Origin of the sequence: Haladaptatus sp. T7, assembly GCF_026008575.1 — an archaeon.
In the GTDB taxonomy this organism is placed as follows: domain Archaea; phylum Halobacteriota; class Halobacteria; order Halobacteriales; family Haladaptataceae; genus Haladaptatus; species Haladaptatus paucihalophilus.
On record NZ_BROP01000001.1, the window covers coordinates 719,385 to 732,932 of the forward strand.

At 63.0% G+C, this 13,548-nt stretch carries 15 protein-coding genes and 1 tRNA gene; 6 read left to right on the forward strand and 10 right to left on the reverse strand.

The features are described from left to right. Positions 1–69 precede the first annotated feature (69 nt). Positions 70–792 carry a hypothetical protein gene (locus tag OPC11_RS03990; RefSeq protein ID WP_264781071.1) on the reverse strand — a complete coding sequence of 241 codons (723 nt, stop codon included), beginning with the start codon at positions 790–792 and terminating at the stop codon, positions 70–72. A 147-nt stretch (positions 793–939) separates the two neighbouring features. Between OPC11_RS03990 and OPC11_RS03995 the strand changes: the two genes are divergently transcribed. Beyond that, positions 940–1,653 carry a class I SAM-dependent methyltransferase gene (locus OPC11_RS03995; RefSeq protein ID WP_264781072.1) on the forward strand — a complete coding sequence of 238 codons (714 nt, stop codon included), beginning with the start codon at positions 940–942 and terminating at the stop codon, positions 1,651–1,653. 77 nt (positions 1,654–1,730) lie between these two features. Here the strand turns inward: OPC11_RS03995 and OPC11_RS04000 are convergent. Beyond that, positions 1,731–1,803 (reverse strand) — tRNA-Pro (locus OPC11_RS04000). Between the two features lie 50 nt (positions 1,804–1,853). Next, positions 1,854–2,450 (reverse strand): tRNA (pseudouridine(54)-N(1))-methyltransferase TrmY, encoded by a 597-nt coding sequence (trmY, locus tag OPC11_RS04005; RefSeq protein WP_007983555.1) that lies wholly within the window; start codon positions 2,448–2,450, stop codon positions 1,854–1,856. 158 nt (positions 2,451–2,608) lie between these two features. Here trmY and OPC11_RS04010 point away from each other — a divergent pair, with 158 nt between their 5' ends. Then, on the forward strand, positions 2,609–3,163 hold the full coding sequence (locus OPC11_RS04010; protein WP_264781073.1) for a hypothetical protein: 555 nt from the start codon (positions 2,609–2,611) through the stop codon (positions 3,161–3,163). 65 nt (positions 3,164–3,228) lie between these two features. On the opposite strand, the gene OPC11_RS04015 is transcribed toward OPC11_RS04010, so the two are convergent. Continuing rightward, positions 3,229–4,137: a glycosyltransferase gene (locus OPC11_RS04015; protein WP_264781074.1), complete on the reverse strand. Its 909-nt coding sequence runs from the start codon at positions 4,135–4,137 to the stop codon at positions 3,229–3,231. 239 nt (positions 4,138–4,376) lie between these two features. Here OPC11_RS04015 and OPC11_RS04020 point away from each other — a divergent pair, with 239 nt between their 5' ends. The 3 genes from OPC11_RS04020 (at position 4,377) to rnhB (ending at position 6,797) form a co-directional block, all read left to right on the forward strand. Further along, a complete protein-coding gene (locus tag OPC11_RS04020) occupies positions 4,377–5,672 on the forward strand; it encodes a tRNA pseudouridine(54/55) synthase Pus10 (protein WP_264781075.1) in 1,296 nt (431 codons plus the stop codon). Positions 5,673–5,836: 164 nt separating this feature from the next. After that, a complete protein-coding gene (locus tag OPC11_RS04025; RefSeq protein WP_264781076.1) occupies positions 5,837–6,046 on the forward strand; it encodes a hypothetical protein in 210 nt (69 codons plus the stop codon). Positions 6,047–6,158: 112 nt separating this feature from the next. Beyond that, positions 6,159–6,797: a ribonuclease HII gene (rnhB, locus tag OPC11_RS04030; RefSeq protein ID WP_264781077.1), complete on the forward strand. Its 639-nt coding sequence runs from the start codon at positions 6,159–6,161 to the stop codon at positions 6,795–6,797. A gap of 1 nt (position 6,798) precedes the next feature. On the opposite strand, the gene OPC11_RS04035 is transcribed toward rnhB, so the two are convergent. The 5 genes from OPC11_RS04035 to secF all read right to left on the reverse strand — a co-directional run bounded on the left by OPC11_RS04035 (position 6,799) and on the right by secF (position 12,082). Continuing rightward, positions 6,799–7,992, reverse strand: coding sequence for an ATP-grasp domain-containing protein (locus OPC11_RS04035; RefSeq protein ID WP_264781078.1), 1,194 nt, complete (start codon positions 7,990–7,992; stop codon positions 6,799–6,801). Continuing rightward, complete coding sequence (locus OPC11_RS04040) at positions 7,989–8,561, reverse strand: low molecular weight protein-tyrosine-phosphatase (RefSeq protein ID WP_264781079.1); 573 nt, start codon at positions 8,559–8,561, stop codon at positions 7,989–7,991. The genes OPC11_RS04035 and OPC11_RS04040 overlap by 4 nt, the downstream gene beginning before the upstream one ends. Before the next feature lie 141 nt (positions 8,562–8,702). Then, the gene (locus OPC11_RS04045) at positions 8,703–9,479 is read right to left on the reverse strand and encodes a hypothetical protein (protein WP_264781080.1); all 777 of its coding nucleotides are present in this window, start codon (positions 9,477–9,479) and stop codon (positions 8,703–8,705) included. 189 nt (positions 9,480–9,668) lie between these two features. After that, positions 9,669–11,225, reverse strand: a complete 1,557-nt coding sequence (locus OPC11_RS04050) for a preprotein translocase subunit SecD (RefSeq protein WP_007983563.1) — start codon at positions 11,223–11,225, stop codon at positions 9,669–9,671. After that, positions 11,222–12,082 (reverse strand): protein translocase subunit SecF, encoded by an 861-nt coding sequence (secF, locus tag OPC11_RS04055; protein WP_007983564.1) that lies wholly within the window; start codon positions 12,080–12,082, stop codon positions 11,222–11,224. Before secF ends, OPC11_RS04050 begins: the two co-directional genes overlap by 4 nt. A 130-nt stretch (positions 12,083–12,212) precedes the next feature. Here secF and OPC11_RS04060 point away from each other — a divergent pair, with 130 nt between their 5' ends. Continuing rightward, the gene (locus OPC11_RS04060) at positions 12,213–12,554 is read left to right on the forward strand and encodes a hypothetical protein (RefSeq protein WP_007983565.1); all 342 of its coding nucleotides are present in this window, start codon (positions 12,213–12,215) and stop codon (positions 12,552–12,554) included. Positions 12,555–12,571: 17 nt separating this feature from the next. Here the strand turns inward: OPC11_RS04060 and OPC11_RS04065 are convergent, their stop codons facing one another. Continuing rightward, positions 12,572–13,459 carry a carbohydrate kinase family protein gene (locus OPC11_RS04065; RefSeq protein WP_264781081.1) on the reverse strand — a complete coding sequence of 296 codons (888 nt, stop codon included), beginning with the start codon at positions 13,457–13,459 and terminating at the stop codon, positions 12,572–12,574. Between the last annotated feature and the right edge of the window lie 89 nt (positions 13,460–13,548).

The following is a 13,548-nucleotide window of genomic DNA, read 5'->3' on the forward strand; positions in this document are numbered from 1 at the left end:
AGTCGATACTCACCGGCGACGGATTTGTGCGTTGGGGAAGCGGATTAAAAAGAAGCGTTGCGAGAACCGTTAGAGGGAGACGTTCGAGAGGTCGGCTTCCAGTTCGTCCACGTAGTCGTTGAACGCCTCGACGAACCCGCGGAAGTCGTCGGCGAGTTCGCGCACGTCGGGCGCTGACGGCGGTTCGTACTGCGAGACGAGGTACGTGCCGCCCTGTCCGCCGACGCGGAGGTAGGACGCCCTGCTCTCCTCGCGTTTCAGCTCCCAGCGCTTGCCGTTGACCCTGGCCGTGAACGTGCCGTAATCGACCCCATCGTAGCGGTGCAGTTCGCCCGCCATCACGTCCGACACCTCCCGAATCCGGCCGACGACGCGGTTTCGCTCGGAGACGACGGTATCGGTCGATTCGACCGCCGGGAAGTCCGTCGATACGTCGTCCAGAACGCCCTCCTTCGATTCGACGTGTGCGTTGTACGCCGCGACGAACGCGTCGTAATCCCGCATCGCCGCCGCGAGGTCGTCCGGGTCCGGCGGTTGCTTGGCGGAGACGACGTACGTCTCGCCGCCCGCCTTCCCCTCGAAGCGAAGGTACTGGATGTTCCCGGCCTCGTACTTGAGCGTCCACTCCCCGGCGTTCGTGTTGAACGTCTCCTGTCCGTAATCACCGCCCTGTAACAGCGCGAGTTCGCGCGCGATGGTCCCCGCGTGGTCCGTGACCGCCGCGACAACTTCGTCCCGCTGTCCGGCGATGTCCTCGGTTTCGGCGACCTCGAAGTCGATTCCCTCGGTCATGTTGGTAGGGTTAGGAATGGAGCAGGGTTAACCGTGGTGACTCGGTGGTTCGAACCGCCCCGCTCGTCGGTATCGTTCGACGACCTGTGAACACGAACGAATATAAATCAGAACAGTTACTGTGAGAAACAACGAACGATCGTGTCCATGCCATCCGACGAGAAACCCATCGCGGAGGACGCATACGACGAACTGGCGGAGGCGTATCTGGAACACGAAGACGACCCATACTGCACGGATTTGGAATTCCCCGCGATGGTAAACCTCGTTCCGGAGGTGAACGGAAAACGAATCCTCGATGCGGGATGTGGCTGCGGTCGATACACGGAGTGGTTGCTCGACAACGGAGCGGACGTCGTTGCCGTCGATACGAGCGAAAACATGGTCGAACAAACGAGAGAACGAGTCGGCGACCGAGCGACCGTCCACCAAGCCGATTTGGAGAGGCCTCTCGACATCGCGGACGACGGTACGTTCGACGGTATCGTCAGTGGTCTTTCTCTCCATTACGTGGAGGACTGGCGGCAACCGTTCACGGAGTTTTCCCGTCTCCTCCGACCGGGAGGGTTCCTCGCGTTTTCGGCCCATCATCCACTCGACGACTACCTCGCGTACGACGTGAACTACTTCGAAACCGAACGAGAGCGAATGACGTGGACAGCCTCCGGTACGGTCATCGACGTCCCGTTCTACCACCGACCGTTCTCGGAGGTCATCAACCCGCTCGTCGAAACCGGTTTTCAACTGGATGAACTGGTCGAACCCACACCGACGGCGACGTTCGAGGAGAAAAAGCCGGGATCATACGACAAGCGGCTGAAGCGACCGACATTTGTGTGTATTCGAGCATCGAAACGGTAGAACACGGTTTAGCGCGAATTCGTGTGTAAGCGCATGCAAAACGCTCCGCTCGTCGGGGTTGAGTGTGGGGATAAGAATGGGCCGGCGCGAATTCGAATCGCGGTTACGGCCACCCGAAGGCCGAAGGATACCAGGCTACCCCACCGGCCCGCGATTGAAAGATGGAGACACCTCCCTTTAACGGTTGCGAAACGGGGGCGTCAATACTCGGTGTAGCCGTCCGTATCGAGGTAGTTGTGAGCAACCGTCATCGCGTGATTGCCGTGGAGGAGCGCCGGGCCGAGTCGAACCCGCTCGTCGGACGCCTCGGCCAGCAGGTCGGCCTCCTCGTCGGTGAAGTCGCCGTGGTCGGAGAGGACGAACAGCGGGTCTTCCGGCGGTTCGAGGTCCACCACGGGGGTTCCATCCTCGTGGAGTTCGACCACGGTCGCCCGCCGACTCGCCTCGTCGAGGATAGTCTCGAAGTCGCGCTTCGAGACGAAGACGCCGGGCGTGCTTTCGGCCTCCATGTGGCCGATGGCTTCGGATTTCGCCTCCAGCGCTTTGCGGATGAGCGCCGCGGTGCTTCGCTCGTCCGGGTTGAGACGGCGGAGTTCGCTCCCCTCGAACCGAATCGTCAGTTCGTCCTGCATGACCAGAAAGAGGCGCACGTCGCTTCGGAAATCGTGCGAGAGGAAGAAGGCGCTGTTGACGCACCGACAGAGGGCGTCGAGTCGCCCCGCCGCGCCCGCCAAGTCGTCCAGCGAGAAGTCGGGCGTCGTCGGGGCGTCGTGACCGAGAACGATGAACTGTCGCATACTCCCACTCGTTTCGGGGCGCGTAAGTCGCTTCTGAACGTCGGCGGCGGAAATCGCACCGATGCCAGCCCGCTCGCACCGTCGGGGTGGTCCACGTCGGCCCCAGCGTTTACCTGTTAGATTCCCTTGGTATCTACGCCGCCGTTTTCGAGGAAACCATGACAGAGGAATCACGATACACGAGACGGGGCTACCTCGCGGCCGCGTGCGGGGTCGTCGGTTCGGGCCTCGCATCGACGGGAGTATCGGCACGAACGACCAGTGACACGGCACAGAACAGGACGACGCGACAGATGGTCGCGCGCGAATCGAAGTTATTCGAGAACAACTACGTCGGACAGTTCGTCATCGTCGCGGACGTGAAAACGAAGCGGGCGAGTCCGAATGCGGTCACGACCTGCGAGTTCCCGAACTGGAGCGCGAACGAAACCTGGGTGTACAACGGCGTCTTCGTCGACAACATCGGTAAGGAGAGCACGTCACAGCAGTCGGTTCGGACGGACCTCTACATGGACGGGTCGAAGGGGGAGATAGAGATCGGACAGCCCTTCATCATCAACGACATGGACCTCTGTCCGGACGGATACGTCGGACTCGAAGCGCAGTCGGTCCCGACGTACGCCGCAAACGGCCAGCCGGTCGGACCGACGGTCACCGAGTCTGACGACGAGAGCGACGGCTCGGGCGGGTCGAACGGGTCCGATGAATCGTAGGGTCCGCGGATATCCGTAGTGACAGCGACGGGAAACCGGGGTTCGGTGAGAGACACCGCTTACCTCTATTCGCCTTCGCCGAAGTGCTCGTAGGCCCAGCCCGCCGTGGCGCTGAGGCGTTTCATGTACGCGATGAAAAAGAGGAGGATGATGTCGCTCCACGAGAGCGACGCGACGTCGGTGACGTTCTTGTAGAATCGAATCGGATGGGGCGGAAGGTAGTTTCGCGGGTTGAGAACGCTCGGCTTCTGTACCCGACTGGGGTGATAGCGCTGCATCTGCGCTCGGCCGCGGCCGTGACGGAAGTGCTTTTTCAGGAGCGCGGGGAGCGACGAACGGGCGGGGTGATACATCGTTATCGCGGGCTGGTAGTGCTGGTCGAACCCGGCGTCGTACACCCGGTTGCCGAACTCCTGGTCCTCGCCGGAGAACAGTCGGTCGTCGAAATTCCCCACCTCGTCGAACACCTCGCTACGGACGAAAAGACAGCCGGTTCCCGAGAAGTGCTGTTCCTCGATGTACTTCTGGATGGGAAAGCCGAATATCTGGTTGTACGTCGCGGTGAGGGTGTCCTTGTCCTCTTCGACGTATATCTCGACGTTACACCCCATGTAGCTCCAGTCGTTGGATTCCATCGACTGAACCGCGTGTTCGAGCCACGTCTCCTCGACGGTCATGTCGGCGTCGATGAACCCCAGAATCGTGCCGTTCGCCTCGGCGACCCCCTTGTTCCGGGCGGCGGCGGGACCCTGTATCTCGTCCTCGACCAACAGCCGAACGCGGTCGGGATACTCCTCGCAGTAGGTCCCGATGACGTCCCGCGTCTCGTCGGTCGAGCCGTTGTCCACGGCCAACACTTCGTAGTCCGTCTCCGGATACGTCTGGTCGAGAACGGAGTCGAGAGTCATCCGAATGCCCCGTGGGTCGTTGTAGACAGGAATGATAACGGAGACAGACGGCGGCTCGAAAGGCATATCGTCACACTGCGTCACCACGCATATAGCCCCTTCGATTCCTCGTACACCGAACGTACACGCCTTGACAAATGTGTTTGCAACACTCTTGCCCTTGAGAGAACGTTCATCGTGATGGATTTATATCAGTCTAGAAGTATTGGCGGGATGTGACACGACGACGGGTCGGGTTCGAGACGTCCGGTATCCGCCCGCTCGAATCGGAAACCGGTTTACCGCGTGACTCCCACGGGTGAGACATGGACGTACTTTCGGCGGCGCGGCGGGTCATCGCGGAGGACCCGGTGTGCGACGCCTGTCTGGGTCGGCAGTTCGCGGACCGGAGTTTCGGGTTGACGAACGACGAACGGGGGCGCTCCCTCCGGGTCGCGGTCGCCTTGGAAGACGACGAGGATTTCGAGGACCCCGACGAGGAGTGTTGGGTCTGTGAGGGCCTCACCGACGAGTACGACGACTACGCGGAACAGGTCGCCGAGGCGCTTGCAGACGTCGGATTCGAGACGTACCAAGTCGGCACGCGGGCACCGCCGCTTGTCGAGGAGAACGAGCGCCTGCTCCGCGAGTTGGCCGACCTTCCCGAGGACACGGGCGAACTGTTCAAGTCGGAGTTCAACCGCGAGGTCGGCAAACGCGTCGGACGGCTCACGGACACGGAAGTCGATTTCGAGCGCCCGGACGTGCTCGCGCTGCTCAACCTCGAACGCGGCGACGTGGACGTGCAGGTGAACCCGGCGTTCGTCTTCGGGCGCTACCGCAAACTGGAGCGGGACATCCCCCAGACGAAGTGGCCCTGCCGGGAGTGCGGCGGGTCGGGCAAGCAACTCGCCGAGGGCGGCGGCGAGGAGCCGTGTGACTACTGCGGCGGCAGCGGCTTCCTCTACGACGAGAGCGTCGAACAGCTCACCACCCCGCCGGTCCTCGACGCGATGGAGGGAAAGGAGGCCATCTTCCACGGCGCTGGCCGGGAGGACGTGGACGCGCTGATGCTCGGGACGGGTCGCCCGTTCGCCATCGAGGTGAAAAAGCCACGGCGACGGAACCCGGACACGGACGAACTCGAACGCGAAATCAACGAGTTCGCGGACGGAAAAGCCGAAGTCGAGGGGCTTCGCCTCGCCACGCACGACATGGTGGAGCGCGTGAAGGAACTCGACGCCAGCAAGACCTACCGCGCGCAGGTCGAGTTCGACGACCCCGTTACGGAGTCGGCCCTCGCGGAGGCGATGGCGGAACTCGACGGCGCGACCGTCGAACAGTTCACCCCGAACCGGGTGGACCACCGCCGCGCCAGCCTCACCCGCGTCCGCGAGGTGTACGACATCGACGGCCACCTCGACGACGAGCGCCACGGCGAAGTCGAGATTCACGGACAGGGCGGCCTGTACATCAAGGAACTCGTCAGCGGCGACGAGGGACGAACCGAACCGAGTTTGGCCGGTCTGCTCGGCGTCGGCGCGGAAGTGACCGCGCTGGACGTCGTTGCGGTGGAAGGCGAGGACGAACCCTTCGACCACGACGATTTCTTGCTGGAGTAACGCCGTACGTCTGCGATTCCGGCGACCGAACTTTTCATCCGCAACCCACCAAACCAATAGAATTAACTCCCTACCGTTTGATATGTCGGATGAAGCAAATCGGGGTATCGGCCGAAAGGCCAGTGTTAGGGCACTGACCCCGTTTGCTTCGTCAGCTACGAAGCATGTCCGACAACGAACCTTCTTCGGAAAAGCGTATCGCCATCAAACAGGTCGGCCTCCGGTTCCGCGGTATCGACGCCGACGACGTTGACAAGGAGCTTCTCGGCTCGATTCACGCCGTCCTCGACGAGCAGGGCTTGCCCGTCAGCAGCATCTCCGTCGAGCCGCGAAAGCCGTTCGTTCCGCGACAGTCGGGACCGCATCGGCCCTGAACGGGAGCCGAACCGCGTTTTTGTCGCTCGTTCCGCGCCATCGTCCGGCCGTTTCACGACGTTCCGACCCCGAGTAGTAACGACCATGTGACCCGACGACGAGCATCCGAGCGTGTTCGGGGTAGACGAAGCGGGACGCGGGCCGGTGTTGGGGTCGATGTTCGCCGCGGCGGTGGCCATCGACGACCCCGACGACCTGCCGGACGGCATCGACGACTCGAAGAACCTCTCGCCGGAGCGCCGGGAAGAATTGGCCGCGGCGCTCCGGGCGGACGAGGCCGTCGCGGTCGGCGTCGCGGAAATCACGACGACGCGAATCGACGACCCGGAGACGGACATGAACACGCTGACCGTCGCGGCCCACGGGAAGGCCATCTCCCGAATCGTCTCCGGCGGCGAGCGGGGCATCGTGGACGCCTGTGACACCAGCGAATCGCGGTTCGCCCGGCGTGTCGCGGCGGCAGTCGGTCCCGAGATAACGGTCGAGGCGGAGCACGGGGCGGACGAAACCCACGCCATCGTCGGCGCGGCGAGCATCGTCGCCAAGGTCGAGCGCGACGCCCACGTCGCCCGACTCGCCGAACAACACGGCGGGGTCGGCAGCGGCTATCCGAGCGACCCAAACACCCGCGAGTTCCTCCGCGAGTACGTCGAAGCGCACGGCGAACTCCCGGAGTGTGCCCGGGCGTCGTGGCAGACCAGCAAGGACGCGCTGGCCGCCCGCGAGCAGGCGGGACTCGACCAGTTCTGAGCTATTTTCCGAGGGCCGCCGACACCGCCCGTCGAACCGGCTTCGCCCCCGACGGCGCGAACTCCGAGACGAGATTCGAGACGTCGCGCCGGAACGGGTCCGGGTCGTCCGTCGAGAGGTAGTCGAAGTTGGGGTCGGTGAGCAGCGAACGGAGGACGCGAGCGACTTCCAGCGGGACCGACGGGCGCTCGACGTGTTCGTAGTCGTCGCGGAGGAGGCTGACGAGGTAGACGAGTTCCCCCCGGAGGATGTGACTGCCCGTGCCGACCGTGTAGCCGTAGTCGGGGTTTCGAACGCCGTTCGCCAGTTGGTAGTAGCGGTACGGGAAGTCCACGCCCGCGTGCACCGCGAGTTGGAGCGACCCCCAGAAGCGCGGATTCACTTCGAGCAGTTTGAACCGCTGGTCGCGCGGGTCGCGCCGGAACTCGACCATGGCCGGGCCGTGCCAGTCGAGCGCCGACAGGAGCCGGACGCCGTGCTCGCGGAGCTTCTGCTTCGACACGGATTCGCGGAAGACGCTCGCCCCGCCGGAGTAGGTGTAGCTTCGAATCCGCCGGTGCTGGAACGTGACGACCGGTTCGCCGTGGTCGAACAGGGCGAAAAAGCCGTACTCGGTCCCGTCCGGGATGCACTCCTGTGCGATGGGGACGTGTCCCATCTCGTCGGCGATGCGGTCCGCGTCGGGTTCCTCGGAGAGGAAGCGCACGCCGGGGTACGCGGTTTTGCCGTCCTCCACGCACACCGTGTAGCGGGATTTGACGACCGTTTCGTCGTCCCAGTCGTCCCACTCCGTGAGCAGGGCCGTTTTCGGGGTGGGAACGCCGACTTCCTCCGCCCGTCGGAACAGCCGACTTCGGTCGCGGGCGGACGCCATCGTCTCGGCGTCGGGCCACGGCGTTGCGACGTGTTCGGCGAACGCCGCCCGGTTCTCGGAGAGGACGTAACTCTCGGGTTCCCGGAGCGGGACGATGGTCTCCACGTCCGGGCGCTCGGCGAGCGAGAGCAGGCCGTCCCGGTAGCCGTCGAGGTCTTCGTTCGGCGCGGGGAGGGAGGCGCGCTCGGTGACGTATTTCGACGCGAACGCGGGGGAGTCGGGGGATTCGCCCGCCCCGATGACCGGAATCCGCTTGCGGCCGAGCGACCGGATGCACGCGAGGCTGCTGCCCGCCGCGATGGCCGGGACGACGACGCTCATTCGTCCTCCACCGCGGACAGGAACGCGTCCACCGCGTCCGTGACTTCGCCGTACACGCGGCGGAAGGTGTCCTCGTCGGCGTCGTACGGGTCCTCGATTTCGTACTCCGGGGACGCGTCGAACGACCTGACGAAACACGCCTTCCCGAGCGAATCGGGGTGGTTTCGCTTCAGGTACCAGTAGTTCCACGCGTCCATCAGCAACACGAGGTCGCTCTCCCGGAGGAGGTCCTCGTCCACGCACTGCGAGCGATGGTCGGTCAAATCCACGCCGAACTCGGACGCGACGGTCACGGCGGCGTCGGGACTCGACCGCCCTTCCTTTTCGATGAACCCGGCGGAGCGAACCGCGGAACAGTCGTACTCCGCTTCCTGCAGGCGGTCCCGGAGATAGCGCTCGGCCATCGGGCTTCGGCAGATGTTTCCGAGACAGAGGAAGAGGACCGCGGGTTCGGGTGGAAGTGTTCGCACAGTGTCGGCCGTGTCCCTGGGTTGTGCGTCCGGCCGTAACCGTAGCCGCTCCATCTCCACGGCGAGCCGTCGTTTGCCGTGCTGGAGGTGTTCTAACATCGTCCCCGGTTCGACGCTCTTGCTGTTATAATTGAACCATCGTTTCGGGAGTAGACAGCACCTACAACGGGAACAGGACGCGATTACGACTAACGCGACGATAACTCGCACAAAAAAGACCGCCGCTGACGACCGAGTTCGTCAGCAGAAGGAGTCACAGCCTTCGTGGATACAGCACCCGCTCGTCGTCGTGACGCAGTTTCCGGCCTTGTAGCCGGTGATAGAGCAGTCGAGGAGTTGACAACACTGGACTTCGGTCTGGTAACAGCCGCAGACACTGTTCTCCGTACAACCGCAGTCGTCCGATGGATTGTGGTTACAGTCGCCGTACCAGCTCGTATCGCAGTTTCGCTGGACGGTCACGCCATCGTCGTTCGTCGTGATGACCTTCGTCGGCTCGTCGTCGGCGTCGGGTTCGACCAGCGCGAAGCTGCGGTCGACGTGGGGTTCGACCATGATGCGCAGTCTGCGGTCCGAGAGGCGCTTGATAATCTGGACCTGCGCCGTCGCCGTCCCCTTGTGGTCGTAGGAGAGGACGATGACGCCGTTGTCGACCCTGCTGCTGTCTTGATGGGGAAGTACTTCGTCGATGCCGAGCGAGTCCACGCTCGCATCCTCCAGCAGTCCGCGGTCCGAAAGCGCACGCAACAGCTCCCCACCGGTCGCTCGAACCGCCTTGCGGGCGACCGCCGGTGATTCGTGTTCCTTTGCGATCGAATTGAGCCGCTCCTTGGTCGGCGTCAGGTCGGGCTCCGCCGACGTGATGTTCGAAATCAGCGGCAGGGCAGCGAGCGACGCGGCGAGGCCCCCCGATGAACGGAGGAATCCCCGTCGCTTCGTCTCCGTCTCGCGCGCCGATTCGTGAACGTCTCGGAGCACATCGCTTCGTCTGATATCGTCGTCGGAATCTCGTTGCATCGCAACTCCAGATGGATACTGCACCGATATAAATTCATAGTCTAGATAGTTTTATTTTAGTATATTTCTAGAAGATATAGAGAGTCGTATCAACCGCTCACCGACGTGGCGCTCGATTCGACCGAAGGTACCGCTCAGAAACTCGGATGGGCTCGAAGAGAAAACAGCGACCGATTCGATAGCCGACAGTTATTTGTCCGTCAGCAGGTAGCGGAGGATGTCACCGTAGGCCGGTCGCGTGACCAGCACACCGATGAGCACGCCGAGGATGGTGATGATGGCGAACCCTTGCAGGTCGCCGAGTCCGAGCACCGCCAACGGACTCATGGCGATGATGGTCGTCGCGGCGGCGGCCCCGATGACCCAGAACGCCTTGCGGAAGCGCGACTGGAAGACGCGCGAGGAGTTGACGTCCCCTTCGCTCATCACCTCGTCGGCGATGATGATGAGGTCGTCCACCCCGGTCCCGATGACCGCGATGAACCCGGCGATGTGCGAGAGGTCGAGCGGGAGTTTCACCGCGGCGGCGAAGCCGAGCAGGATGAACACCTCGGAGAGGGCGGTCAGAATCATCGGCAGCGCGACCTCGCGCTTTCCGTAGCGGAGGAAGACGACGCCGCTGACCGCGAGCACGGCCGCGATACCGGCGATGAGGGAATCGACTTTGAACTGGCTCGCGAGACTCGGCTGGAGGTAGGTCGTGGTCCCTTCCTGCGTGTCGAGTGCCGCCGGAAGCGCACCCGCTTGCAGGTTGATCTGCAGACGACGCGCCTCGGAGGCGTTGGAAGCGGTAATTCTGAACGTCGGGTTGTTTTTGAATTCGCCGCTTTTGACGGACGGGGCGAGGTTCCTCCCCATTCCCGCACCGTAGACTACGCGGCCGTCCGTGACCGTGTAGAGGCAGTATCCCGCCTTGTCGGCGGACTGTTGCGGATAGTTACAGGCGAGGATGCCCTGCGAACTCGTGAAGCCCTTCTCGTTCATCACGCGGACGAACTTGTTCGCGGACTCGTCGGAGAGCGAAACGGAGACGCCCCACCGATTATCGGTACCGGCTTGTTGTGCGGGTCCGACGTTGGAGATTCCCTGCTGGGTGAACAGCGTCGTGTTCGCCTGCGTCCCGTTGCCGGTCGGGTAGTGAGCGACGATAGAGACCTTCCCGCGCTTCGTGACCAGACTCTCCATCTGGGACTGGTTGGCGTTTGGCATCTCGATTTGGATGAAATGCCTGCCGTTCGCCGCCGTGACCTGCTGGACGCGACCCCCGGCGAGTCCCGCCTTGGAGATCTTATCGCTCAGCGTGCGAACGATATTGTCGCGCGTCTGTGCGGTCACGCCTTCGCGGACGGTTTCGTACTCGATGTTCGCACCGTCCAGCGCCGACTTGACCTGTTCGGTGGTCACGTTGTCCGAGAAGACCTCGACGGTGCTCTGGGTTTTCGTGGTTCGAATCGCCACGTCGGACTGACTGACGCCGGGAATGCCCCCGGCGACGGCCTTCTGGATGTCCGTTCGGGACGTTCCGTTCGGTGCGCTCACTTGCTCGGCCGTGACGCCGTTGACGGGCGCGCGAATTCGCGTCCCGCCCGCCAGTTCGAGACCGTACTTCAGGTTGGTCGGGCCGGAACTGGACGCGGCGAGGTTGGCGTTTCCGCCGCTTCCGCCCTGCGGGACGAACAGCGCGAAGGCGCTTCCGAGCAGGAGGACGAGAAGCAGGCCGACGCGCCATTGGTCGCGCATGCTCATCGTCCCACCCCCTCGTACTTGTACCAGCGAAGGAGGCTCAGATTGAGCATGTACGTGTTCATCAGGTCGGTCGCCAGTCCCATCACGAGGACGACGCCGATGGCCGTGAGCAGGCCGATTTGGAAGATGAACGCCACGATGGTCATCACCGCCATCGCGGCGAGCGACGTGACGGTCATCGTCACACCCGTCCGCATCGCGCGGTAGGTGCTCTCGTAGAAGCCGCCGGACCGCCGGAGGACGTGGTTGTTGAGCAGGATGTCCGAGTCCACGCTATATCCGATGAGCATCAGGAGCGCGGCCACGGTCCCCAGCGAGAGTTTGATGCCGAACAGGTTCATCAGCGCGACCGGAATCACGATGTCGCTGAATGCGGAGAGCACGACCGCGATAGAGGGAACGAACGACCGGAACATGAGGAAGACGATGATGCTCATGCCGACGAACGCCGCGACGATGCCGTAGAGTGCGAGTTGTTGGGCGCTCGACCCGAAACTCGCCGACGTACTCTGAATGGAGAGCACGTCGTACCCGAGGTCCTCCGCTTGCGACGTGAGCGAGTTCGTATCAGTGTCTTGGAACGTGACGATATAGACGTTGTTCGAAGACTGCGCCGGAGTCACCGACGCGACCTCGGAATCGAACGAGGTTGTGATCTGCTGTTGCGATGCAGTCGTCTGGATTCTCATTTCGGTTCCGCCCGTAAAATCGATACCCGGTGTCACTGGTGCGCCGGTGGCGGCATACCAACCGGCGATGACAAGCAACGCCAGCACGAGAATAGCGAGGGGAACCCCCGCGAGTTGCCGATTCGAGTACCGGGTGTAATCGACCTCCGGTACTTGAAACTCTACCATATCCGTTGGGTGCGGGGCGACCCTGAATAAGCCTTCTTAATTACTACGGCCGAAGAGGTCACGCGAAACCGAAGGAAGGGCGGCAAAAATCGGACGAAGGCATAATTATCCTCGGTCCCTATCCTCCACTATGTCGGTGGAAAAGACGAACGCAGCGAACGACTCGGCGACGACGGTCGTCGTCTCGTATCCCGAGGACCTGAGCAACTGGGGTCGGTTTCAGGTCGGAACCAGGTATTTCAAAGCGTACCTCCGGAAGACCAAGGGTCAACTCCACGAGGGAGACACGTGGAACGAGTTCCTCGACGTGGGGTGTTGTGGAAACACGCTCGACGTACCGCTCCGCGTCGAGCGCATCGAAGGCGGTGATCGAATGGGACCCGAGACGGACATCGAATACGAGGTGCGGGAGGCCTGTGGGATTAAGGGCGGCTGGCAGGTACAGAGCGCGGACGGACCGAACGAAGTGTAGAACCGTTCGCCGAGCAGTCAGAACTGTTCGTCGAGAAACGCCTCAACGCGCTCGCGCGTGGGGGCCGTTCGCGCCCCGGACGCCATCGAAGTCAGCGCGCCGCAGGCGTTGGCGAACTCCAGCGCTTGTTCGTAGTCGTGCGAATCGAGTAGAGTGGTGATGAACCCGGCCGCGAAAGCGTCGCCAGCGCCGGTCGAATCGACCGATTCGACGACGAACCCGGGATGGGTGTAAACGCCGTCGGTCGTATCGACCCGCGCACCCTTGCGTCCGTGCTTGATGACGACGACCCGGCCGTGTAGCTCCGACGACGGGTGTTCCAAATCGCTGTCCAAAATGGTCGCCGCTTCGCGGTCGTTCAGGAAGACGATATCCGAGTAGGCCAACGCCCGCGAGAAGTCCCGTTCGCCGAGACGACGGCCGGGGTCGAAACTCACTGACATGTCCGCCGCGGTGGCGATTCGAGCGAGTTCGGCCGCCGTGTCCGGGCGCTGGCTGGTCAGGTGGAGGTGTTCCGCCGACCTGACGTACTCGGAGTCGATGTCCTCGGGCGAGATGATTTCGTTCGCTCCCTCGTTTCCGAGTACCATCACCTCGCCGCGTTCGTCCACGATGAGGTACTTCGTCGTGGTCTCGACACCCGCGACTTCGATGACGTGCGTGCAGTCCACCCCGACGCTCGTGAGTTCGTTTCGAACCAGCAAGCCGTGTTCGTCGGAGCCGATGCTCCCGACCAGCCCGGTCGAGACGTCCATCCCCGCGAGGGCGGCGGCGACGTTCGCGGCACTGCCGCCGCCGGAGCGCCGCTGTGAGGAGATACGGGCTTCGCCGTCGGGGTCGGGGAGGGCGTCCACTCTGAGCGTCACGTCCCAGTTGATGTGGCCCGCGGTTACGACTCGAACCATAGCACACTCCTAAAGCGGTTCGTGGACGGCATATCCCTCTTGTTACCCCGCAGTAGTAAAAAATCCTGACGACTTTCTCCGTGGCCGGG